18 protein-coding genes and 3 pseudogenes are annotated in these 23647 nt (G+C 55.7%); 11 read left to right on the top strand and 10 right to left on the bottom strand.

Annotated elements, in window-relative coordinates; translation table 11 throughout:
• Window positions 1–11: 11 nt before the first annotated feature.
• The 10 genes and pseudogenes from atpG to PSPTO_RS28950 all read left to right on the top strand — a co-directional run bounded on the left by atpG (window position 12) and on the right by PSPTO_RS28950 (window position 11076).
• Entirely contained in the window at window positions 12–872 is an 861-nt protein-coding gene (gene atpG, locus PSPTO_RS28995) for a F0F1 ATP synthase subunit gamma (protein WP_011105591.1), read from the top strand.
• 27 nt (window positions 873–899) lie between these two features.
• Window positions 900–2279 carry a F0F1 ATP synthase subunit beta gene (atpD, locus tag PSPTO_RS28990; protein WP_003377898.1) on the top strand — a complete coding sequence of 460 codons (1380 nt, stop codon included), beginning with the start codon at window positions 900–902 and terminating at the stop codon, window positions 2277–2279.
• 44 nt (window positions 2280–2323) lie between these two features.
• Complete coding sequence (locus PSPTO_RS28985) at window positions 2324–2749, top strand: F0F1 ATP synthase subunit epsilon (RefSeq protein WP_004882435.1); 426 nt, start codon at window positions 2324–2326, stop codon at window positions 2747–2749.
• A 125-nt stretch (window positions 2750–2874) separates the two neighbouring features.
• Window positions 2875–4242 (top strand): bifunctional UDP-N-acetylglucosamine diphosphorylase/glucosamine-1-phosphate N-acetyltransferase GlmU, encoded by a 1368-nt coding sequence (gene glmU / locus PSPTO_RS28980; protein WP_011105590.1) that lies wholly within the window; start codon window positions 2875–2877, stop codon window positions 4240–4242.
• A gap of 369 nt (window positions 4243–4611) precedes the next feature.
• Window positions 4612–5379 (top strand): DeoR/GlpR family DNA-binding transcription regulator, encoded by a 768-nt coding sequence (locus tag PSPTO_RS28975; RefSeq protein ID WP_007244951.1) that lies wholly within the window; start codon window positions 4612–4614, stop codon window positions 5377–5379.
• A gap of 9 nt (window positions 5380–5388) precedes the next feature.
• The gene (gene glmS / locus PSPTO_RS28970; protein ID WP_011105589.1) at window positions 5389–7224 is read left to right on the top strand and encodes a glutamine--fructose-6-phosphate transaminase (isomerizing); all 1836 of its coding nucleotides are present in this window, start codon (window positions 5389–5391) and stop codon (window positions 7222–7224) included.
• Between the two features lie 299 nt (window positions 7225–7523).
• Window positions 7524–9113: pseudogene (locus tag PSPTO_RS28965) on the top strand (Mu transposase C-terminal domain-containing protein); the annotation flags it as partial.
• Window positions 9110–9544 (top strand): annotated as a pseudogene (locus tag PSPTO_RS28960) (ATP-binding protein); the annotation flags it as partial. The pseudogenes PSPTO_RS28965 and PSPTO_RS28960, both read left to right, overlap by 4 nt.
• Window positions 9545–9554: 10 nt before the next feature.
• The gene (locus tag PSPTO_RS28955) at window positions 9555–10514 is read left to right on the top strand and encodes a S8 family serine peptidase (RefSeq protein ID WP_080946619.1); all 960 of its coding nucleotides are present in this window, start codon (window positions 9555–9557) and stop codon (window positions 10512–10514) included.
• A 328-nt stretch (window positions 10515–10842) separates the two neighbouring features.
• Window positions 10843–11076, top strand: a pseudogene (locus PSPTO_RS28950) (DNA-binding protein).
• Window positions 11077–11253: 177 nt separating this feature from the next.
• On the opposite strand, the gene PSPTO_RS28945 reads toward PSPTO_RS28950, so the two are convergent.
• The 9 genes from PSPTO_RS28945 to PSPTO_RS28905 all read right to left on the bottom strand — a co-directional run bounded on the left by PSPTO_RS28945 (window position 11254) and on the right by PSPTO_RS28905 (window position 21298).
• A complete protein-coding gene (locus PSPTO_RS28945) occupies window positions 11254–12807 on the bottom strand; it encodes an IS66-like element ISPsy5 family transposase (protein ID WP_003409202.1) in 1554 nt (517 codons plus the stop codon).
• A gap of 17 nt (window positions 12808–12824) precedes the next feature.
• Window positions 12825–13184 (bottom strand): IS66 family insertion sequence element accessory protein TnpB, encoded by a 360-nt coding sequence (gene tnpB, locus PSPTO_RS28940; protein ID WP_003409203.1) that lies wholly within the window; start codon window positions 13182–13184, stop codon window positions 12825–12827.
• 356 nt (window positions 13185–13540) lie between these two features.
• The gene (locus PSPTO_RS28935; RefSeq protein ID WP_011105587.1) at window positions 13541–14521 is read right to left on the bottom strand and encodes an SdiA-regulated domain-containing protein; all 981 of its coding nucleotides are present in this window, start codon (window positions 14519–14521) and stop codon (window positions 13541–13543) included.
• Window positions 14522–14564: 43 nt separating this feature from the next.
• Window positions 14565–16094 (bottom strand): ArnT family glycosyltransferase, encoded by a 1530-nt coding sequence (locus tag PSPTO_RS28930; RefSeq protein WP_161797815.1) that lies wholly within the window; start codon window positions 16092–16094, stop codon window positions 14565–14567.
• Complete coding sequence (locus PSPTO_RS28925) at window positions 16091–16375, bottom strand: lipid-A-disaccharide synthase N-terminal domain-containing protein (RefSeq protein WP_025995396.1); 285 nt, start codon at window positions 16373–16375, stop codon at window positions 16091–16093. Before PSPTO_RS28925 ends, PSPTO_RS28930 begins: the two co-directional genes overlap by 4 nt.
• Window positions 16372–17115 carry a glycosyltransferase family 2 protein gene (locus PSPTO_RS28920; RefSeq protein ID WP_011105585.1) on the bottom strand — a complete coding sequence of 248 codons (744 nt, stop codon included), beginning with the start codon at window positions 17113–17115 and terminating at the stop codon, window positions 16372–16374. The genes PSPTO_RS28925 and PSPTO_RS28920 overlap by 4 nt, the downstream gene beginning before the upstream one ends.
• Before the next feature lie 8 nt (window positions 17116–17123).
• Entirely contained in the window at window positions 17124–18122 is a 999-nt protein-coding gene (locus PSPTO_RS28915; RefSeq protein ID WP_011105584.1) for an SDR family NAD(P)-dependent oxidoreductase, read from the bottom strand.
• Window positions 18119–19447 carry a UDP-glucose dehydrogenase family protein gene (locus PSPTO_RS28910; RefSeq protein WP_011105583.1) on the bottom strand — a complete coding sequence of 443 codons (1329 nt, stop codon included), beginning with the start codon at window positions 19445–19447 and terminating at the stop codon, window positions 18119–18121. Before PSPTO_RS28910 ends, PSPTO_RS28915 begins: the two co-directional genes overlap by 4 nt.
• A gap of 201 nt (window positions 19448–19648) precedes the next feature.
• Complete coding sequence (locus PSPTO_RS28905; protein ID WP_011105582.1) at window positions 19649–21298, bottom strand: phosphoethanolamine transferase; 1650 nt, start codon at window positions 21296–21298, stop codon at window positions 19649–19651.
• Between the two features lie 417 nt (window positions 21299–21715).
• Here PSPTO_RS28905 and PSPTO_RS28900 point away from each other — a divergent pair, with 417 nt between their 5' ends.
• Window positions 21716–22303, top strand: a complete 588-nt coding sequence (locus PSPTO_RS28900) for a histidine phosphatase family protein (RefSeq protein WP_161797816.1) — start codon at window positions 21716–21718, stop codon at window positions 22301–22303.
• A gap of 285 nt (window positions 22304–22588) precedes the next feature.
• Here the strand turns inward: PSPTO_RS28900 and PSPTO_RS28895 are convergent, their stop codons facing one another.
• Window positions 22589–23566 carry an IS5-like element ISPssy family transposase gene (locus tag PSPTO_RS28895; protein WP_007247571.1) on the bottom strand — a complete coding sequence of 326 codons (978 nt, stop codon included), beginning with the start codon at window positions 23564–23566 and terminating at the stop codon, window positions 22589–22591.
• Between the last annotated feature and the right edge of the window lie 81 nt (window positions 23567–23647).

The raw sequence follows: 23647 nt of genomic DNA, 5'->3' as shown, positions 1-23647 counted from the left end.
ATAGGTGTTACATGGCAGGCGCAAAAGAGATTCGCAGCAAGATTGCGAGCATCAAAAGCACGCAAAAGATCACCAGCGCCATGGAAAAAGTGGCGGTCAGCAAAATGCGCAAGGCTCAAATGCGTATGGCTGCTAGCCGTCCTTACGCGGAGCGCATTCGTCAGGTGATTGGTCACCTGGCAAACGCCAACCCGGAGTATCTCCACCCGTTCATGATCGAGCGCCCTTTGAAGCGTGTCGGTTATGTCGTAGTGAGCAGTGACCGTGGTCTGTGTGGTGGCTTGAATACCAACCTGTTCAAGACTCTGGTCAAGGACATGGCGGTGAACCGTGAAAACGGTGTAGAGATCGATCTGTGCGTGGTCGGCAGCAAAGGTGCGGCATTTTTCCGCAACTTCGGCGGTAACGTCGTCGCTGCGATCAGCCACCTGGGCGAAGAGCCGTCGATCAACGACTTGATCGGCAGCGTCAAGGTGATGCTGGATGCCTACCTGGATGGCCGTATTGATCGCCTGTCCGTGGTATCCAACAAGTTCATCAACACCATGACCCAGCAACCCACCGTGGAGCAATTGATTCCGCTGGTGGCAACCCCGGATCAAGGGCTCAAGCACCACTGGGACTATCTCTACGAACCCGACGCCAAAGAGCTGCTTGACGGCCTGATGGTTCGCTACGTGGAATCGCAGGTGTACCAGGCGGTGGTCGAGAACAACGCAGCTGAACAAGCGGCGCGGATGATCGCGATGAAGAACGCCACAGACAACGCCGGTGATTTGATCAGTGATTTGCAGCTGATCTACAACAAGGCGCGTCAGGCAGCGATCACCCAAGAGATCTCGGAAATCGTCGGCGGCGCTGCCGCGGTTTAACGGTTCAAATATTAGAGGAACCAGCTAATGAGTAGCGGACGTATCGTTCAAATCATCGGCGCCGTGATCGACGTGGAATTCCCACGCGATAGCGTACCGAGTATCTACAACGCGCTGGAAGTCAAAAGCGCGGCAGGAACCACTCTGGAAGTTCAGCAGCAGCTGGGCGACGGCGTGGTTCGTACCATTGCGATGGGCTCCACCGAGGGCTTGAAGCGTGGTCTGGAAGTAACAGACTCTGGCGCAGCCATCTCCGTACCGGTCGGTAAAGCGACGCTGGGCCGGATCATGGACGTGCTGGGCAACCCGATCGACGAAGCTGGCCCGATTGCCACCGAAGAGCGCTGGGGCATTCACCGTCCTGCACCGTCCTTCGCTGAGCAAGCTGGCGGCAACGACCTTCTGGAAACCGGCATCAAGGTTATCGACCTGGTCTGCCCGTTCGCCAAAGGCGGTAAAGTCGGTCTGTTCGGTGGTGCCGGTGTCGGCAAGACCGTAAACATGATGGAACTGATCCGTAACATCGCCATCGAGCACAGCGGTTATTCCGTGTTCGCCGGTGTGGGTGAGCGTACTCGTGAGGGTAACGACTTCTACCACGAGATGAAGGACTCCAACGTTCTGGACAAAGTGGCACTGGTTTACGGTCAGATGAACGAGCCGCCGGGTAACCGTCTGCGCGTAGCACTGACCGGCCTGACCATGGCCGAGAAGTTCCGTGACGAAGGTAACGACGTTCTGCTGTTCGTCGACAACATCTATCGTTACACCTTGGCCGGTACTGAAGTATCCGCACTGCTGGGCCGTATGCCTTCCGCAGTAGGTTACCAGCCGACCCTGGCTGAAGAGATGGGCACTCTGCAAGAGCGCATCACTTCCACCAAGAATGGTTCGATCACCTCGATCCAGGCCGTATACGTACCCGCGGACGACTTGACTGACCCGTCGCCAGCGACCACGTTTGCCCACTTGGACGCCACCGTCGTTCTGTCCCGTGATATCGCTTCCCTGGGTATCTACCCAGCGGTAGATCCACTGGACTCGACTTCGCGCCAGCTGGATCCGAACGTCATTGGCCAGGAACACTACGACACCGCTCGCGGCGTTCAGTACGTGTTGCAGCGTTACAAAGAGCTGAAAGACATTATCGCGATCCTGGGTATGGACGAGCTGTCGGAGACCGACAAACAGTTGGTTAACCGTGCTCGTAAGATCCAGCGCTTCCTGTCCCAGCCTTTCTTCGTGGCAGAAGTCTTCACCGGTGCTTCGGGTAAATACGTTTCCCTGAAAGACACCATTGCTGGCTTCAAAGGCATCCTCAACGGTGACTACGACCACCTGCCAGAACAAGCGTTCTACATGGTCGGCGGCATCGAAGAAGCGATCGAGAAAGCCAAGAAACTGTAATCCCGGCGCCCGGCAACGGGCGCTAATTAGGTTGAGGCAAGCAAATGGCTATGACAGTCCATTGCGACATCGTCAGCGCGGAAGGGGAAATCTTCTCCGGTCTGGTCGAGATGGTGATTGCGCACGGCAACCTGGGTGATATCGGTATCGCTCCAGGCCACGCGCCGCTGATCACTGATCTGAAGCCGGGCCCGATCCGCTTGATCAAGCAGGGTGGGGAAGCGGAGGTGTTCTACATCTCCGGTGGTTTCCTTGAGGTTCAGCCGAACATGGTCAAGGTGCTTGCCGACACTGTGCAACGTGCTGCCGACCTGGACGAAGCTTCTGCTCAGGCCGCTGTCAAGGCTGCCGAGAAAGCCCTGAACGAAAAAGGCGCGGATTTCGATTACGGATCTGCAACTGCTCGTCTGGCCGAGGCTGCAGCTCAGCTGCGCACCGTTCAGCAAATTCGCAAGAAGTTTGGCGGCTAACCCGCTGACTCCTATACGCGATTGAGAAAAAGGGTAGCTTCGGCTACCCTTTTTCTTTTTTCAGATTTCCTTTTCCACGTCAGCCTGCCTACGGTACCGGTTGCCGCTCAGTTGGTAGTCCTATCATGTCTCTCGATATCGTTATTCTCGCTGCTGGCCAAGGTACCCGGATGCGTTCGGCGCTGCCCAAGGTTCTACATCCAGTGGCAGGCAATTCCATGCTCGGCCATGTTATCCACAGCGCGCGTCAGTTATCCCCAGTCGGCATCCATGTGGTGATTGGCCACGGCGCGGATGCTGTGCGTGAACAGCTTGCGGCCGACGACCTGAATTTCGTGATGCAGGACAAACAGCTGGGCACAGGCCATGCGGTTGCTCAGGCATTGCCTGCGCTGACGGCTGAAACCGTGTTGATTCTGTACGGCGATGTACCGCTGATCGAAGTGGAAACCCTTCAGCGTCTGCTCAAGCGGGTGACACCCGAGCAACTCGGCTTGTTGACCGTGAAGCTGGATGACCCCACCGGCTACGGTCGTATCGTTCGCGACGATCAGCATCGCGTTTGCGCTATCGTCGAGCACAAAGATGCCACTGATGCGCAGAAGGCAATCACCGAAGGCAACACCGGGATTCTCGCGGTGCCTGCCTCCCATTTGCAGGACTGGCTCGGGCGCCTCTCCAACAACAACGCCCAAGGCGAGTATTACCTGACCGATGTCATCGCGATGGCGGTCAATGACGGCCTCGTGGTTGCGACTGAACAGCCACACGACGCAATGGAAGTGCAGGGAGCCAATGATCGCAAGCAGCTCTCGGAACTGGAGCGTCATTATCAACTGCGCGAGGCACGCCGTCTGATGGCGGCAGGCGTCACCTTGCGTGACCCGTCGCGATTCGATGTGCGCGGTGAGGTCAGTGTCGGGCGGGATGTGCTGATCGACATCAACGTGATCCTCGAAGGCAAGGTGATCATTGAAGACGACGTGGTGATCGGCCCTAACTGCGTCATCAAGGACAGCACCTTGCGCAAGGGTGTGGTCGTCAAAGCCAACAGCCATATCGACGGCGCACTATTGGGCGAGTGCAGCGATGCCGGCCCGTTCGCACGCTTGCGGCCTGGCAGTGTGCTGGGTGCCAAGGCGCATGTGGGTAACTTTGTCGAGCTCAAGAATGCGAACCTCGGCGAGGGTGCCAAGGTCGGCCACCTGACGTACCTGGGCGACGCCGAAGTTGGCGCACGCACCAATATCGGTGCCGGCACCATCACCTGTAACTACGATGGTGCCAACAAGCACAAGACCACGTTGGGTGCAGACGTCTTCATCGGTTCCAACAACTCTCTGGTTGCGCCTGTGGATATCCTGGACGGTGCGACGACTGCAGCCGGTTCGACCATCACGCAGAATGTGCCTGCTGAACAGCTCGGCGTGGCCCGTGCCCGCCAGCGCAACATCGAAGGCTGGAAGCGGCCGGTGAAAATCACGAAAGACTGAGTTATCCACAGCCCGGAAAAAATGATGCCCTGTGGGAGCGGACTCGTCCGCGAAAGCCATCTCACGTCCTGGAATCTTTGTGAATAGCTTTCGCGGACAAGTCCGCTCCCACAAAAATGCATTCCGGATCGGTCCAACTGGCCTATGCATACTTCTGAGAGCGGATCACTGGAACGTTAGTTACGAGAATCTCGTTCCTCATGCTCCAGTGGGAGTGCCTTGCATTACACTCTGCTCCACAATTGCTGCACACAAAGTAGCGGCAGGGAGCCAATAAAAGTGTCCTGCCAAACCCTCTGGCCTTGACCAATCCGCAAAAATAGGTTTTGATTGCCTTCGTTATCTTTCGAAACGAAACCTAAGGCAGTCATGACGAAGCGCAATACACCACAACGCCGCCACAACATCCTTGCCTTGCTTAACGAGCAGGGTGAAGTGAGTGTCGATGATCTGGCTAGGCGCTTTGAAACTTCCGAAGTTACGATCCGAAAGGATCTGGCGGCACTGGAAACCAACGGCCTGCTATTACGCCGCTATGGTGGTGCGATTCCTTTGCCCCACGAGTTGATCAGTGAAAGCAGTCAGCCGGTGTCCCGCTATAAAAAGGCCATCGCTCGCGCTGCCGTTTCAAGGATTCGTGAGCACGCCAGGATCATCGTCGACAGCGGCAGCACTACTGCTGCGTTGATTCCTGAACTGGGCCAGCAACCCGGCCTGGTGGTCATGACCAACTCCCTGCACGTCGCCCGCGCACTCACCGACCTGGAGCACGAGCCAGTACTGTTGATGACCGGTGGGACGTGGGACCCGCATTCCGAGTCGTTTCAGGGCCAAGTCGCCGAGCAGGTACTGCGCTCCTACGATTTCGATCAGTTGTTCATCGGTGCCGACGGCATCGATCTGATTCGTGGCACCACCACGTTCAATGAGCTGCTGGGCTTGAGCCGGGTCATGGCTGAAGTCGCCCGGGAAGTCGTGGTCATGGTCGAAGCCGACAAGGTAGGCCGCAAGATCCCCAATCTGGAACTGCCCTGGAGCAGTATCCATACCCTTATTACTGATGATCGCCTGCCCGTTGAAGCGCGCGATCAGATACAGGCCCGTGGCATCAATCTCATTTGTGCCGCTGTCAGTTAGGAGAGAACCATGTGTGGAATCGTCGGCGCCGTTGCTGAACGTAATATCACGGCTATTTTGCTCGAAGGCCTCAAGCGCCTTGAATATCGCGGCTATGACAGCGCAGGCGTGGCTGTCTTCACTAACGAAGGCGTTCTTGAACGCCGTCGTCGCTCCGGCAAGGTCAGCGAGCTGGAACAGGCGCTGGCCGGCGAGCCACTGATCGGCCGTCTGGGCATTGCTCACACCCGCTGGGCCACGCATGGCGCACCGTGCGAGCGTAATGCACACCCACACTTTTCGGCCGACGAGCTGGCAGTTGTCCACAACGGCATCATCGAAAACCACGAGGCCCTGCGCGAACAGCTCAAAAGCCTGGGCTACGTTTTCGTGTCCGATACTGACACCGAAGTCATCGTTCACCTGCTGCACCACAAACTCAAGGACACGCCTGATCTGGCGGTTGCCCTGAAGTCTGCCGTGAAAGAACTGCACGGTGCCTACGGCCTTGCGGTGATCAACGCCGCACAGCCTGATCGCCTGCTGGCCGCCCGCAGTGGCAGCCCGCTGGTGATCGGCGTTGGCATGGGCGAAAACTTCCTGGCCTCCGATCAACTGGCGCTGCGTCAGGTGACCGACCGTTTCATGTACCTGGAAGAGGGCGACATCGCCGAGATCCGTCGCGACAGCGTGCAGATCTGGACCGTTGACGGCCTGCCGGTCGTGCGTGAAGTGGTGCAGTACCACGAAGGTGCAGAAGCCGCCGACAAAGGCGAATACCGCCACTTCATGCTCAAGGAAATCCACGAACAACCTAAAGTTGTGCAGCGCACGCTTGAAGGTCGTCTGGGCCAGCATCAGGTATTGGTCCACGCATTTGGTCCACAGGCAGCCGAGCTGTTCGCCAAGGTCCGCAACGTTCAGATCGTGGCGTGTGGCACCAGCTATCACGCCGGCATGGTCGCGCGTTACTGGCTCGAAGGCCTTGCTGGCATACCTTGCCAGGTAGAAGTGGCAAGCGAGTTCCGCTACCGCAAGGTTGTGGTTCAGCCAGACACCCTGTTCGTCTCCATCTCGCAATCAGGCGAAACCGCCGACACGCTGGCCGCGCTGCGCAATGCCAAAGAGCTGGGCTTTCTGGCCAGCCTGGCAATCTGCAACGTGGGCATCAGCTCGCTGGTGCGGGAATCCGACCTGACCCTGCTCACCCAGGCCGGTCCGGAAATCGGCGTGGCATCCACCAAAGCCTTCACCACGCAACTGGTCGCCTTGCTGCTGCTGACCCTGTCGCTGGGTCAGGTCAAAGGCTCGTTGGAGGAGGGCGTCGAAGCGCAACTGGTCGAAGAACTGCGCCGCCTGCCGACCCGTTTGGGCGAAGCCCTGGCAATGGACGGCACCATCGAGAAAGTCGCCGAGCTGTTCGCCGAGAAGCACCACACCCTGTTCCTCGGGCGCGGCGCGCAATTCCCGGTGGCCATGGAAGGCGCGCTCAAGCTCAAAGAGATTTCCTACATCCACGCCGAAGCCTACCCGGCTGGCGAACTCAAACACGGCCCGCTGGCATTGGTCGACGCCGACATGCCGGTTGTCACCGTCGCGCCCAACAACGAGCTGCTGGAAAAACTCAAATCCAACCTGCAGGAAGTCCGCGCGCGCGGTGGAGAGTTGATCGTATTCGCTGACGAGCAAGCCGGCATGAAAAACGGCGAAGGCACCCACGTCATCGCCATGCCGCACATCATCGATGCGCTGGCGCCGATTCTGTACACCATTCCGTTGCAGCTGCTTTCGTATTATGTGGCAGTGTTGAAAGGGACGGACGTTGACCAGCCGCGGAATCTGGCGAAGTCGGTGACGGTGGAGTGAGTTATCCACAGGGAAGAGGCTTGTTGGCTGTTCAGAATAAAGATTGACACAAAATAATAAAGTTTGACACAGCGTGAAAACCCCCGAAAATACGGGGGTTTTCGGTTTCTGGACCAAGCCGTTGGTCCGGATTAGCGGCTTCGCTTTTCAGTAAGAGTAGGCTAGGGAGTACTTCCAAGAGGTCGTTTCGCGGACCGTTTTTTCCTAGGGAAACTCTGAAAAAGGTTTCCTGATTTGGCAAAATACCCCAACACCTTTCACCGAGCTTCCCTGATGAAACAGATGACCTTCGCCGATGCCGAGTACGCGGGTATGCGCTTTACGCAAAAAATAAGACATCCACGATCCGCAGTGCTTACGACAAAATGCTAAGGAGGTTCTACTCGGTAAAAGAACTCTCCAAAAATGCTGAGAACCGCGTCCGCTTGCTACCTGAGTCGGAAATACCGACATTCAATCAGTTTGATTATTGGGGCAAGCTCTTTTTCGATGAAATCGAAACCGATCGTGGGCGTAAGGGCAAGACGAGGTGGCTCAAGGATTGTCGTCCGCTAAACGGCACTGTTCGCGATTGGCTTCGAGGTCCATGCCATCAATTCGAGATTGACGCGACGATTGCCGACATCTATCTGGTCAACAGTTACTCCCGGCGTATGCTGATTGGCAGGCCCGTGGTGTATATCGTGGTGGATAGCTACTCGGGGATGATTGTGGGTCTATATGTCGGCCTGGAGGGTCCGAGCTGGAACGGTGCTCGGCAGGCTCTTTTCAATGCGTTCACTTCCAAAGTAGGCTTCTGCGCGCAGAACGGCGTTGAAATCAACTCTGAAGATTGGGCCTGCAGTCATCTGCCACATCACATCTATGCCGACAGAGGCGAGATGCTGTCTTTGGCAGCAGAAGGACTGGCGAGTGGCTTGGGTATCGAGATGGGTACGGCTCCTCCGTACCGACCAGATTGGAAACCCATGGTCGAGAGTCGGTTCGGTATCCTCAATGATCTAACTGGTATCAGGTGGCTTCCAGGCGGTGTGGCTGCGCGCGAGAAGGAACGGGGTGAGCGTGATTATCGACTTGACGCCACGCTGAACCTGAAGGAGTTCACCCAGATCGTCATTGAGTGTGTCCTTCACTACAACCGCTATCACCGGCAGCCGGACCGTCTCACTCAAGTCATGATGAACGACGATGTCGAACCTACTCCTATTGGCATTTGGACTTGGGCTTCGGAGAATGACCTGATTCAGGCCAACAACCGACCTGATGACCTGATCTATCTCCACCTGCTGCCCCGTGAACGAGCCACCGTGCAAAAGGGGGGCGTGATATTCCGTGGGATGCACTACGTCTGCGAGCTGGCGATCCAAGAAAACTGGTTCGCCAAAGCGCGGCGCAATGGTGTTTGGTCGATCGACTGCCGGTTCGACCCGAACTCTGCAGCCCATATCTGGATCCAGGGTGAGAACAAGCAGTTCCTACGCTGCGACCTTCGTCGCTCGGATGCCAAATACGCAGGTTATCGCTCCGACAAGATCTACGATGTGCTGGAAGCGCACCGGCAGTCGCCCCCAGCCCATAAGCGCGCGGAGTTGGAGAGCCGCGTAGGCTTGGTCGACACAGTGGAGCAGATCATCAATACGGCACTGGCCGAGCGGAAGCTTGAACCTCCTGCCCCTACTAAGGCAAAGGCGGTGGCCAATATCCGTGACAATCGTGCAGAGGAGCGGCGGCTAGAGCGAGAAAACGCCACGGTCCCTGATGGTGTTCGTGCGGAACCTGTCCTACCTGACGTAGAAGTCCCGTCCATTGCGCATGACTCGTATGCGGGGCCCCGCAGCGCGCAGGTTATCGACTTGCTAAAAAGGCTTCGGCCGGGGCATTCCAAATGAAAGGAGCGCAAATTTTTGCGAGCTATACCAAGCAGGCCATCACTGAGTATGCGGGAAATCCGTTGATTGAAGCCTTGCCGCCAATTCTTCCGGAAACGGTAGCCATCGAGTTGATATCGAATTTCCCCCAGCCAGTAACACCTGAAGAGCTTGATCTTGAAGGAACAACGCGGATTCACTGCATTGATCGTCTGAGGACAGTCGTACAGCCGTTCCTGCTGCATTTGGAGCTTGAGTCCATGTTCTCTCTGCTGATCCGCCGCGGATACGTTGGACGCAATCCAACCTCACCCGACACGGTCAGGCATCTGCACTCCTTATCGGGTTCTCAGCGCTATCATGACTCCTTCAAGTCGACTGCTGATTCTTTCAGCGTCGTAGGGCTGAGTGGTATTGGGAAGTCCACTGCTCTCCATGCCATTTTAAGCCTTTAAAGGTGCACTGAAGCCAGAGCTTGTGGCCGCCGGAGGTAATCTTGCCTGCCCCATGCATCAAGTGAATGCTCAGTGGCGTGCCGAAATGAGAGGGCTTGGTGTTCTGAGCATGAACCACCAGTTTCAGGGCAATACCCTGTTCAAAGAAATAAGCGGTACCAGCTTTTCCGCGCCCTACATCACCCATCTTGCGGGCCGTCTCCTTAACGAGCACCCAGAGGCATCGGCGAACCTCTTGCGCGCTATGCTGGTGAATCATGCGTCATTGTCTAGCGAGGTCGAGACGACTTTCTCCGACGACATGAGGAAGGGCTACAAAGCTAATAAGGCGACCCACAACCGTGAAATATCGCGCGATGTGAGTGGTTACGGCCAAGTGAATGAGGCAGACCTGTTTCGGTCTTCCGACCATTGCGTTGTGCTGATGTGTGAAGAGTCCATTGAGAAGGACTCGTGCCAGTTCTACGAACTGCCTTTGCCCACTTCGTTTCTTCGCAGGGCTAGAGGGGCAAGGCACCTGAGCGTCACGCTGGCTTATTCTCCTGCCGTCAGGACAACTCGGTTGGACTATCTGGCAACTCAGATCAGTTATCGCCTAGTGAAAGGTTCGTCGCTTGAGGAAGTCCAGGCCTCGTTTAACTACGACAAGCAGGACGAAACGAAGACCCGTGGAGATGACGCTGAGCAGAATCGAGACATCACTGCTCAGTTGAGAAGCCGCGGGACCGTCCAGTCCTCGCGGTGGACGTTCAAGAAGCGAAATCCAGAAGAAAAATGGTTTGTAGTTGTGATCCGCCAGGATCGGGAATGGAATCATCCCGACGTGCTGGATCGAGAATCTTACGCCCTGGTGGTAACAGTTGCTGATCGTGACAACGAACACGCGCAGTTGTATGCCGAAATTCAAGCCAAGCTGACGCTTCAAAATCAGGTGCGTGAAGAGGCAAGGCAGCGGGCTGTTCTGTAAAGGCACAATGCATCGCCAGTGATAAGGCTGGTTCAACGGGCCTTTTCGCTTAATCAACATCGAGTGCTGAGGTGATTCAGTTGTGAATGATCTTCCACGAACGCTATCTACCTATGACATGGCGATGCGATCTCTTATAAAAATTTTTTGAAGCTGCCCGTTAATAGGGGGCAAGCGGTGGGTAGATTCTTTTGGGTGTATCTTGACTTGGCTATGCATTCAATACGATAGCGCTCAAACCACTGGTCTTGAAAATTTACAACCAGAGGATATTCTTTGAAAAAGGACCACCTAAATTTCAATCTCAACACCCTATCAACGCGGTCTACTGAATATGCTTAAATCTCCACAAGAAGCAAAGCTCTGATTACAAGCCCAAGGAATCAGCGTAACTGAATTCGCACGCGATCATGGCCTCGACCTAGGGACTACTTACCAGGTACTTGCTGGTCGAAAGAAAGGGCTCCGAGGCAAGGCACATAAGGCGGCTATCGCACTGGGTATAAAAGCAGGGGTCCCGGCATCGCTTTTGTCAGTCAGCATATCGCGCACAAAGCTTTGATCAATTTTCAGTACATTGATGAGGACTTGCCGTCCACATTTCAGCGTCGCGCTATTGAATCGACCTGGCACAGCTCTATGAGCAAGGAGTGGGCAGACGAAGTCGGATGGGATCAGTCCTCGCGCTATAACCGTAAGCGATCCACCAACCACACCTACCATCAGATGCGGCTTCCGTTTATCTTGGCATTTCCGGTGAGCAGTTCCACGGCAGCAACGCCTCATAGTCGGCCACCGACTGCGCAAGTGGCAACCTCTCCAGTACGTGGCGCAGCCACGTATAGGGCTCCTGGCCGTTGACCTTGGCGGTCTCGACCAAGCTATAGATCTGTGCACTGGCGGTGGCGCCTTTAGGCGTGTCGCTGAACAGCCAGGCTTTGCGCCCAATAACAAACGGCTTTATTGCGCGCTCTGCCGGGTTGTTGTCGATCGGTAAAAAGCCGGCTTCCACGTAACGCTTCAGCCGACTCCAGTTATTCGCCAGATAACCAACTGCCTTGCCCAGCACGCTTTGCGGCGTCACGTGGGACTGAGTTTTATCCAGCCAGCTTTTCAACTGAGCCAAGATTGGCAGGCTTTTCTCCTGCCGACCGGTAAAGCGCTGTTCGTCGCTGCCGTCTTTCAATTCGCGCTCGATACCGTACAGCTTATTGATCATCGTCAGCGCGATATCGGCACGCCCGGTCTTGCCCTTAGGTTGCACTTTTTGTGCTTCGACAAATTTGCGCCGCGCATGGGCCATACACGCCAAGCGCTCCACGCCCGGTTGTAACGCCAGCGCGTTATAGCCCGCGTAATCATCAGTCATCACATAGCCGCGATAACTTTCCAGCAGCCGTAACGGTACGTCCTGCGCGCGGCTGGAAGTGTAGTCGAACAATACGACTTTATGATCTGGAGGCCCGCTGGCCTGTACCCACATCCAGGATTGGCTGGTCGGGTCTCGATCTGGTTCTTTCAGTACCTGAACGCGGGTTTCGTCACAGTGGATGACCGGGCTTTCCAGCAATCGATCACGCATCAGATTTAACAGCGGCTGCAAATGTTCGCCGCACTGGATAATCCAGCGGGCCAACGTTTGACGCGGGATTTCTATGCCATGTCGGCTTAGCACCGTTTCAAAACGATGCAGCGGCAAGCCGTCGACATACTTGGTGGTCAGCAGCATGGCCAACACGCTGGGGCTGGCCATGCTCTTTTCAATCAACTGCGCAGGCTTGCCGGCTGTGACCGGTGCCGACTCACAGCCACGACAGCCGTAGACTTTGCGGATGTGTTTGATCACCCGAATCTGCATCGGCACGATATCCAGTTGCTCGCTGGTTTCCTCGCTGACGACATGCTTGCGGCAACCGCAGGCACAGGTCAGTTCGTGTTCGGGCAGCTCGTGGATGACTTCAATGCGCGGCAGATCAGCCGACAGTGGCTTGCGCTTGCCACGGCGTGGCGCAGGAGCAACTACTTCCTCATCAGCATCGCCGACCGGGAGCATAGGCTCGCTTTCAGGTTCATTGAACAAGGCAAGTTGAGGGGTATTAGGCTCGACGGTTTGTTCGGACTTTCGACCAAAAATACGGTCACGCAGCAGCTTGATCTGCTCTTTGAGATCAACGATGTGAGTGGCGTAGGCGTCTTTAACTTCCTGTTCGCGCGAGCGTGCTTCGTAGCTCTCAAGCAGCATCTGTTTGAGCAATACGGGATCGTCAGGAAGGTTGTCGGGCAATGGTCGCATGCCCTGGATTATACCCGTCAGGCAACAAACCTTGGAGTCAAAATCTTATGAGGACGGTTGCGCCACAGATCAAATCCATCCAGCAGCCAATTCAATTCCTGAACCGTCAGCACAATGGCTTCGTCGACATCATCTGGCGAGATTTTGAAACGCTCGGACTCGAGACGCTTGAGCCAAAGGCAGAAGCCGTTACGCTCCCAATACAAAATCTTCACTCGATTCCGGGATTTGTTGAGAAAGACAAAGAGCACCGGATCAAAGACCGCCACTTTAATATCCAACTCGACCAAAGCAGCTAAGCCATCGATGGATTTTCTGAAATCCACGGGTTTGGGATAGAGGTAGACTTTCTCGACTTTGGCGTCGGGTCGCATCATGGTGCTGGCTCCTGAAAGAAAACGGGAGCACAGCATCAGGCGTCAGCCAGTGGCTTGAAATGTGGGGTTCGTGGATCGGATACCTATAACCAGATAAATAGGTACGTTGCGCGTTCTGTGCAGAGTCACTGGTTGGCCATTGATGACGACATTCAGGGGTGGCCCGATACAGACCGGACCCGATTGATCAGAACGATCCAGGTCTTGGCTTATCCGGCCCCGGCGCGTTGCCTGAACTCAGGCGCAAACTGGCTGACCTAAGCAAGCAATGATCGGCTTGCCAGTGCCAGTTTTCCCCGTAATGCACAGATACTGGAAAGCTTATGAGCCGCGCAATCAGAGGCCTGCTCACGCTACTATTTCGATAATTTCGAAAATTTGTAAAACAGATTCGGCTCGCTGACCACGTACAAGTTGCCATCATGATCCATCGTCAGTCCTTCGGGTTGAGGCGCGCTGTTTCGAAGATCGGAAAATGCACTCGTGAGTGAGCGTATGCTGACGAACCGGCCATTGCCGTCCAGCTCGGTAATCGAGCGTGACTGGTCACTGAGCAGCAGCAAGTGTCCGGTGCGCTGATCGTAGTGGCCGTCCGAAAGGTCGCGTGTCGCAACACTCTCTGTAATCCAGTCCAGCCGATCCACGACCTTGATCTGCAAACGATGTTGATCGATGGACCGCAAGACGCCTGAGACCTCGAACAGCTGGCGTGGATCGCGCTCCTTGATTGCGAATAAACGGTCGTTAGCCGGATCGTAAGTCACCCCCTCGAAGCCCTTGTTATGAAGGCTCGGATTGATCACCAACGCAATATATTCGGCCTCTTCGACCTGAATCGGACGCGCTTGCCCGGGCACCTTGATGATATCCAGTTGTTGGAGCTGTTCGTCGCAAAGTGCCACACGTCCGTTACCCAGGTAGGTCACCCCTTCGGTGTCCTCAAAGCCGATCAACGGATAGCGTTCGAGTATGTCTCCGTCCATGTCCAGCGCCAGCAGCTGCATCGGGCCTTTGTTGGTCACCGCCAACAGGCGATGGTTGTCGTAGTCGTAAGTGATTCCCGAGATATTGGCCACCGCCGGATCGATGGGCTTTGCGTCAATGACCACCTGAAAGCCCGGCAACCAGATGTTCCTTTCGGGAGCCTCATTGCCTTTCAGCCAGGTCAGGCCGTAATGGTAGAGCTGTTGATGAAGCTGAAAGTGGGCCGACACGGCGTATGCCAGTATCAACACCGCGAATACAGCTGCAAAGAGCAGTACCTGCAGGAACGAAACTCGTCGTCGAGGGAGACCCGACCAACCCGCCCGTTTTGTTTCAGTCTTTTCCAGAAGCATGGCTTCACGCGCTCCCTGCTGTTGTGGCGAGTGGGGCTTGCGGTCATTGAGCATTCTGTTTCCAGGCGAATCGATACACTTCCGGAGGGCGTTCAGGTCGGCACACGCCGTTGTCGGCCTGGGCATCGACTAAGAACCAGTCAGCTCTGGACGTCTTGCCCAGCGGGTGGGCTTTTTCTGGAAGGAAGCAGTTGGCCAATAGTTCGCCTGGCACCAGCGCGAAGGTGCCGGGGTGCTCTCTAAGCCAACTGGCCGCCCGCTCGTTCGCCAGCGCGTGGGCAAAGCCGAAATGCACCATGGGCTGGCGCGCATAGAGCCAGTGTCCTTCACGCCAATTGACCAGGACCAGGTCGGCCCCGTGGGTGACTTCAGCTGCCTGCTCCATGAGTTCTTTATGCGGGTTTTCGCCTTCAACGACAGGCTCGATAAAGCCTCTGGCGAACCACAGAGCGAGCCAGACAACGACGATCGTGGGAACGATTCGCCGGGCCAACACGCGTTCCCGAAACCAGCGGCGCAGGAGCCAGGGCACGAGTGGTGCAGCGACCAGGACCAGGCCAGGTAGCGCCGGAAAGATGTAGAGCTTGCGTTTGCCACTGGAAAGACTGAAGAACAGCAGTACCAGCAAGACCCAGCCCAGCAGTACCAGTACGCGACCATCCTGCTTGCTCAATTGCCTGCGCCAGGCCGGGATGAGCCAGGGCAGTGCGAACACCAGTGGCAGCCAGTACTGAGGGATGACGTTGACAAGGAAATACCAGAAGGGCTCGCGGTGGTCCCATGCGCTGGCGTAGCGGTTGGCCGTCTGGTGCAAGAGTATTTCATGAAGGTAGGCAAAGCCTTCGGGTCCACCGTCACGCACGACCGAGATCACCATAGGCACCAACCAGAGGCAGCATGCAATCAGTGTGACCAGCAGGCCAAGCGCCCAGCGTGCGGCCTGCCCAGGCATTCGCACCACACCGTGCCAGTTTTTACGTACGGCGTAGGCATACGGAATCAGCATAAGAGCCGGTACGAAACCTACGCCTTTGCTGATGATGCCCAGGCCCATCGCTGCGCAACTGAAGTAAAACCAGCCCCAGGCAGGTCCAAGCAACAGATGGCGAACCAATCCGTAGAAGCCCAGCGCGACCCACAGGCAAAGGAAGCTGTCGATTTGCCCTGTTCGCAGGATGCTGTAGGTTTGATACGTTGCCAGGAACAGCAAGGCGGCGTATCGACCGATGCGTCGTTCCCAAAGACGATTCCCCAGGTCATAGAGGACAGCGGTGATCGTGCCTGCGGAAAGGAGACCGGGCAGATAAAGTGCGATGTTCGGGCTACCGGTCAGCCAGATGAAGAAGGCGACCGTCCACATGAACAGCGGTGGCTTATCGGCGTAGATCTCGGCCGCCCGGTGCGGAACGAACCACGAACCGTTTTGCAGCATCTCCAGAGCAACACCCAGAAAGCGCTCTTCGTCAACGTTCTGCGGCTGGCGCATACCCAGACCTGCGCCGATCAGCAGGACGGCCAACGCGACCAGCAACCATCCTTCGAGGCGTGGCGAAAAGGGAGTTCGCAACATCACTGCTCCTTGGGCGTGCTGGCCTGGCGGCTGATCAATTGAAGATTTCGCAAGTACACGAGCAGACCGAAGGACTGACCTGCGATGAAGACCGGGTCCTGTCGATAGATGGCGTAGACCAACAGGATGGAACTGCCCAGCATGCTGAGGTACCAGAACCCTACTGGAATGACGCTGCGTTTCTTGAACTCGCTGTACAGCCATTGCAGAACAAAACGGCCGGTGAAGACCGCCTGCCCTACAAAGCCCACGATCAGCCAAAGCGTTTCGCTGTCCGGTTTCATGGGCGATGCTCCTGTGCCGGAACATTCAGACGTGTTCGGCGGATCAGCCACCAGACGCCGAACAGATCAAGAATGCCGACCAGTGCGCGGTCCAGATTGCCGTATTTGGAGACTCCGGCCTGGCGATGGCGGTGATTGACCGGGTGGACGATCATCCGGCCGTTGTGCCGCTGAATGAGCGCAGGAATGAATCGATGCATGTGGTCGAAATAGGGCAGGCGCAAGAACGCGGCTCGCTCGATCAGCTTCAAGCCACAGCCGGTGTCCGGCGTTGCGTCCTTGAGAAGGCGACGACGCAAGCCATTGGCGAATCGAGAAGCCCAGCGTTTGCTGGCCGTATCGCGGCGATTGACCCGGTGCCCCGCGACCAGTTGGATGGAGTCCGAACGCTCCTGGCGGGCTCGTACCAGCGACAGCATTCCCGGAATATCGGCAGGGTCGTTTTGGCCGTCACCGTCCAGCGTCGCCAGCCAGTTACCCTCGGCTGCCAACGCGGCGTGATAGATCGAGGTGCTCTGACCGAGTGATTGCTCATGGCGCAGGATACGCAACTCCGTTAGGCCGCTTTCCTTGAGCGTTGTCAGCACGTGCAGGGTTTCATCCGTGCTGCCGTCGTCAACCACCACGATCTCGTAATGCTCTTCAGTGAGCGCTGTACAGATTTCCCTTATCAGGACGGGCAGGTTCTGCGCTTCGTTCTTGGCTGGAATCACGACAGAAAGAAAAATGGGCGTGGTCATGGAGGTCCTTATTGGAGAGATAGCGGAGGCGGTCCGGATTGATAATGCTCTCGGTACCACTCAACGAACGCGCTCACACCGCTGTCGACCGAGACGTGCGGCTGGAAATCGATCCAACGGGCCAAGGCGGTAACGTCAGCCCAGGTCTGCAGTACATCGCCTGCCTGCAGAGGGAGATAGCGACGCTGGGCCTTGAGGCCCAGCGCCTTTTCCAGGCAATCGACGAACTCCAGCAGCTTGACGGGCTGGCCGCGTCCGATGTTGAAGAGCTGATGTGCAGGCTCACCGCCCGCTGGCTCGGGCGGGCGCAGACGCAGGCGTAGGATGCTTTCCACGATGTCGTCGATGTAGGTGAAATCCCGCGCCATCTCACCATGGTTGTAAATGTCCACAGGCTCTTCGCGGAGCATGGCTTGGGTGAACTTGAACAGCGCCATGTCCGGTCGACCCCAGGGGCCGTAAACCGTGAAAAAGCGCAGCCCGGTAGCTCGCAAGCCGTACAGGTGGCAGTAGCTGTAAGCCGCCAGCTCATTGGCGCGCTTTGTGGCCGCATAGAGGGAGAGCGGCCTGTCGACGGCATCCTCCACCCGAAACGGCAGGCGCGTATTGGCCCCGTAGACCGAACTGCTGGAGGCATAAATCAGGTGCGAGGGGCGGTGCTGGCGGCAGGCCTCGAGCACGTTGCTGAAACCGACCAGATTGGATTGGATGTAGGCGTCGGGTTGCTCCATCGAATAGCGCACACCCGCCTGGGCGGCGAGGTGAATGACCTGTTCGAAGGTATTGTGTTCGAACAGAGTGGACAGACCCGTTGCATCCGTAATGTCCAGCCTTTTGAAGACGAAACCTGGCATGCGCTCAAGGATGGCCAGTCGTGAATGTTTCAGTTCGACGCTGTAGTAATCGTTCAGGTTATCGATGCCGACAACTTCAATACCCTGCTCACACAGATGTTTGGCAACGTGGAAGCCAATGAATCCGGCGGCGCCTGTCACGAGCACCGTCATACGTTGATCCTCTGGCCGCGCCCAATGCCGTGGTACACAAACCCTGCTTCCCGTAGCTGTACCGGATCGAACAGGTTACGGCCATCGAAGATGACACGGTCGCGCAATGTCGTACCGAGCCGGTCCAGATTCAGAACGCGGTAGTCCTGCCACTCAGTGACCACTACCAGGGCGTCCGCGCCTTCAAGCGCATGTTCCTTGCAGTCGACGAGCTTCAAGTCATCACGCTCGCCATAATGAAGCCGTATGGCTTGCATCGCCTGCGGATCATGGGCCTGAATCCTCGCGCCAGAGGCCCAGAGCGCTTCCAGCAAAGCGTGACTGGAGGCTTCGCGGATATCGTCAGTGTTGGGTTTGAAAGCCAGCCCCCAGACGGCAAAGACTTTACCTGCAAGTTCGCCCTGATAATGGGTACGGATCTTCTCGAACAATCGGTGCTTCTGGCGACGGTTGACCTGTTCTACGGCACTGAGCAGCGAGGTCTCGACACCGTGTTCCGCAGCAGTGCCGATCAGCGCCTGAAGGTCCTTGGGAAAGCATGACCCGCCGAAACCGCAGCCAGGGTAGATGAAGTCGTAACCTATGCGCGGATCGGACCCGATGCCCAGACGAACCTGCTCGATATCGGCATCAACCTGTTCGGCCAGATTGGCCATTTCATTGATGAACGATATTTTGGTTGCGAGTAGGCAGTTGGCTGCGTATTTGGTGAGTTCAGCGCTTCGGGCATCCATGACTACAAACTTTTCACGGTTGCGGCTGAAAGGTTGGTAAAGCTCACGCAGGAGCTCCAGTGCCGATTGACTGGCACCGCCGACGATAATGCGATCCGGACGCAGACAATCGCCGACCGCAGAGCCTTCCTTGAAAAATTCCGGGTTGCTGATGACTTCGAAACCATCATCGCATCGCGGGCTGGCAGCGATTTCGGCGAGCAAACGGTCCACCGTCCCGACGGGTGAGGTGGACTTGTTGACGATGATCCGGGCACCGTCGGCGTGCTCGAGCACGGTGTGCATTACGGCAAGCACCTGGCTCAGATCGGCCCTGCCGTCCGCTAGCGGCGGCGTTCCGACAGCGATGAATATCAACTCGGCAAAGCGGCTGGCATGGGCTGCGTTCGTGGTGAACTGCAACCGTTGGCAAGCCAGACCGCTTTGCAGAAGGTCCGCAAGACCGGGCTCGAATATCGGGCATGCGCCTTCACGCAGTGCCTGGATACGTTTTTCGTCCACATCCACACAGCAAACGGTGTGGCCTACTTTCGCCAGACATGCGGCTTGGGTAAGCCCCACGTAGCCGGTTCCAAACACTGTCACTTTCATGCGCTGCTCCCTCTGCTCATGAAGCGATGAGCGTGGTTTGCTTTCAGATGCCAGCACCGGGTGCTGTATACGTAGCGCAAGATGAATGTCATAAATGTGTTAAGAAAAGATGACCGTGTTTGTCATATAAGGGTTGGTGGTGTGAAGTTTGAGCGCGTCGTCTCACACCTCCCGACATGAGACGCGGAGATCAGGTCCTGTTTATTGCTCCGCCAATGCGTCCTGTTCGCGGGGGCTTCGACAGCCTGAAAACATGTCCAGAGCGGGGTCGTAAGCCTTGGTATCTACTCGCATTAACCCCAGCATTGAGTGAAACAGGTTGTCCTGGCTCAGTGCTGAGTCGCGCTTCTTTTTCAGGCAGTCTGAGTTGATAGCGAACGATTTTTTATAGTTTTCAGAGAACCAGGTGATCATAGGGACATGCTTTTGCTGGATAGGCGCTAGCATGTAAGGAGTGCCATGCAGGAACAGGTTGTATTCCCCCAGTGATTCGCCATGGTCTGAAAGATACAACATGGCCGTATCGACTTTTTCCTGATTGCTGCGCAGGATATTGATCAGGCTGGACAAGACATGGTCGGTATAGGTCAACGTATTGTCGTAACTGTTGACGATGCTTTCTCGCGAGCAATTGTTCAGCGCGTTGCTTTCGCAAACAGGCGTGAATTTCTCGAATTTTTTTGGGTAACGTTTGAAGTACTCCGGGCCGTGGCTACCCATTTGATGAAGCACCAGCACTGTGTCCTTTTCGAGGTTATCGATGCGCGCCTGCAGACCCTGCAGCAGAATTTCGTCGCGGCATTCGTTATCAAGGCATAACGCAGGATCATCGAGATTGCTCACATCTTCAAAGGTCACTCGGTCGCAGGTGCCTTTGCAGCCGGACTGGTTGTCCCGCCAAATCACATCCACTCCGGCGCGTTTCAGTACATCCAGCAACCCTTCCTGATTCTTGGCCGTTGTAGGGTTGTAGTTTTTCCGACCCATATTCGAGAACATGCACGGTACCGATACCGCCGTCTCTGTGCCGCAGGATTGCACGTCGCTGAACGCGATTACACCAGACTGGCTGCGCAATTCTGGGGTGGTATCTCGGCTGTAGCCGAGGATTCCGAAGTTATCGGCACGTGCGCTTTCGCCGATGACCAGTACTGTCAGCGATTTTCGCGAATGTTGCGCCCAGGAGCTGTTCAGCTTTGCGTCTTCGGCAATGGTTGAAAAAGGCTTCTGAGCGGAGACCACCTTCTCGCGCAGGTAGCTGATAGAGGCACCAATGTAGTTGCTGGGAACCACCATAAGTCGCAATTCGTGGTGGTTGCGAAGAAGCGATGACAAGCCTTGGTAATTGAGCAGAGCAATCGAGCCTACAGCAAAGCCGCAGCCAGCTAGGACAATCGCTTTACTGAGTAACTCTCTGGGCCAGCGTCTATAGTTAATCGGGGTTTTCCACAGTACGATGGAGGGCACGATGCCCAGTAGCACGAGGTAGACAAGCAGTTTGAGAGAAAGCAATCCCTGGGCTTCGGTGATATTGGTTTCGGCCACGTTTCTGAACATGCCTACGTCAATCAAAACGCCATACTGGTCCATAAAGTATGAGACCGCTGCGCTCAGAACGAACAGGACAGTCAAAATTGGTTTTAGCACAACTTTAAAAGCTAGCAATGTCAGTACAATGTTGAAAATACAAAAAACTATGAGGCCGAATGCGACACGCAGCTCGGCACTTCCGTCATGATTGTCTGTGATGTTGAACAGGTGTTGCCACAACGTCGCATTGAAAGCCAGTAACAAAAATAAGCTGGCGAGCACAATCGCAAACTCGGGACGAGCTGCTTTGATTTTCCACATTCCGGTCTTCCTGACTTCAGTGAGCGAGTACTAGGCAGCTCAATGGCGGCCTCTGCAAGGCTGCGAACTTTAGGTCTAGGATTATAAAATTTGTGTGAAAAGCTCGGTGATAAAAGGTCGGTAAGTGCAGCGTTCAGCTCTTTTATTTTTCGGCTATGCTGGCATCGATCCCGTCCAAAAAATCATTGTTCGCATTAACTAATTTTTGACATCTTCTTCACTGCTCAGCCACGTCAGCATCTTTATTTTTCGCCCCATGTCGTGGTGCGACGCTTCATCCATATGAAGGGATACTGCGATGACCAATAGGAGCTCGATGTGTCACATACATTTATTCATGACCAAGGTGAGCCCAAAACAAGCTTTGGCTCACTTCATCTTGTCAACTGGCGCACATTGTTTGCGGTTTTCTCGTTAATGCTAACCACAACGTTGATCTGGTTTTCGACCACGGCCCAGGTTTCCGACTTGGCTAGTGGCAAAAATCTTGTCACCTCGGGGCTTGTCGAGCAATGGAGACATGGTGATGTAGTGGTCATGATCAGGCACGCGGAACGCTGTGACCGATCTGCAAATAGCTGTCTCGGCAGTCCTGACGGCATTACGGTGAACGGTAGCCATGCGGCGTCTGATGTAGGTGAGGGGCTGCGAAGGTTAGGGCTTGATCGGACCCAGCTGATCGCCAGCCCATTGACTCGTACGCAGCAGACGGCAAATTACATCGCGGGACAAGCAGTAGTCCCTCAGGGCTGGGCTGGGGACTGTAACAATCACTTCAAGGATGCAGTCGTTGCCCACAAAATAAAAGGGGAAAACCTGGTGTTGATAACCCACAGCGGTTGTATCGATCATTTCGAGCGAACCATGGGGGTGCCTGCAGGGGAGCGGTCTAGCGAATACGCTGAGGCATTCTTTGTAAAAATGGACGGCAAGTCGACCCCCAGAATTCTTGGCTCATTGAATGCGGTGCAGTGGAAGAGCTTGGCCAACGACCAGCTTAAGTAACGACCAGCTTAAGTAACGACCAGCTTAAGTAATGAAATACCCACCGTCATCAGCCGTCTGCTCGGAAATTAAGGTATGCGTCCGGCCAAGTCATCTACCCGGCCCCACAAAGCCAGGGCATGGTGTGCACTTAAATTTAGGGAAGGTCTGAAGTAGGCATCGATTTTTGACGCTCTCATGGCCTGAGGTTCAAAAAAAGCTCGCCCGATCAGATAATTAGACGTTTTCCGCTCTTAACTCATCGATTTTCCTTCAAACAGCACCTTTCCAAGGCGTTTTTCCGCATTACAGGCGCACCTCTCCCATCGCCAGCAGCCGTTTTCGCACCATCCAAAGGTTCGACAAGGCAAACAGAGTAGCCTGTTGCGCGGTGTTTTTAGCCAGCCCGCGAAACCGGACTTTCGTATAACCAAACTGGCGCTTGATCACGCGAAACGGATGTTCAACCTTCGCCCGTAACTGGGCTTTCGTGAACTCGATTTTGCGATAGACCCGTGCGATCAAACTTTTCTCGCCATGCTTTTTATAACGGCTTGGGCGGGCCGCAATTGACCAGATCATCTGACGATCCTGATGCTCCGCACGCTTGTCCACGCCGGTGTAGCCCGCATCACCGCTGACATAGGTTTCCTCACCATGTAGCAATTGATCAACCTGAGTCACGTCCGCCACATTCGCCGCAGTACCCACCAGGCTATGGACTAAACCCGACTCGGCATCGACGCCGATATGCGCTTTCATGCCGAAGAAATACTGGTTTCCTTTCTTCGTCTGATGCATTTCGGGATCGCGTTTGCCGTCCTTGTTCTTGGTCGAGCTCGGCGCATGAATGATCGTCGCATCGACCACCGTACCTTGGCGCAGCATCAAACCTCGATCACCCAGATAGCCATTGATGACCTGCAAAATCCCGCCTGCCAACTCATGCTTTTCCAACAGACGCCGGAAGTTGAGAATCGTGGTTTCATCGGCGATTCGATCCAGACTCAACCCTGCGAACTGGCGCAGGATCGTTGTCTCGTAAAGTGCTTCCTCCATCGCCGGATCGCTGTAACCAAACCAGTTCTGCATCAGGTGAATACGCAGCATCGCCATCAGCGGATAAGCCGGACGGCCACCTTCGCCCTTTGGATAATGTGGTTCGATAAGGGCAATCAAGCCTTTCCAGGGCACAACCTGATCCATCTCGATGAGAAAGCGCTCGCGGCGGGTATGCTTACGTTTACCCGCGTACTCGGCATCGGCGAAGGTCATCTGTTTCATCAGGGAAGCTCGGTGAAAGGTGTTGGGGTATTTTGCCAAATCAGGAAACCTTTTTCAGAGTTTCCTTAAGTGGACACCAGT

The sequence above is a fragment of the Pseudomonas syringae pv. tomato str. DC3000 genome (genome assembly GCF_000007805.1).
Lineage (GTDB): Bacteria > Pseudomonadota > Gammaproteobacteria > Pseudomonadales > Pseudomonadaceae > Aquipseudomonas > Aquipseudomonas avellanae.
Note: the sequence above shows the minus strand (reverse complement) of the source record. Positions and strands in the feature narration are given on the sequence as shown.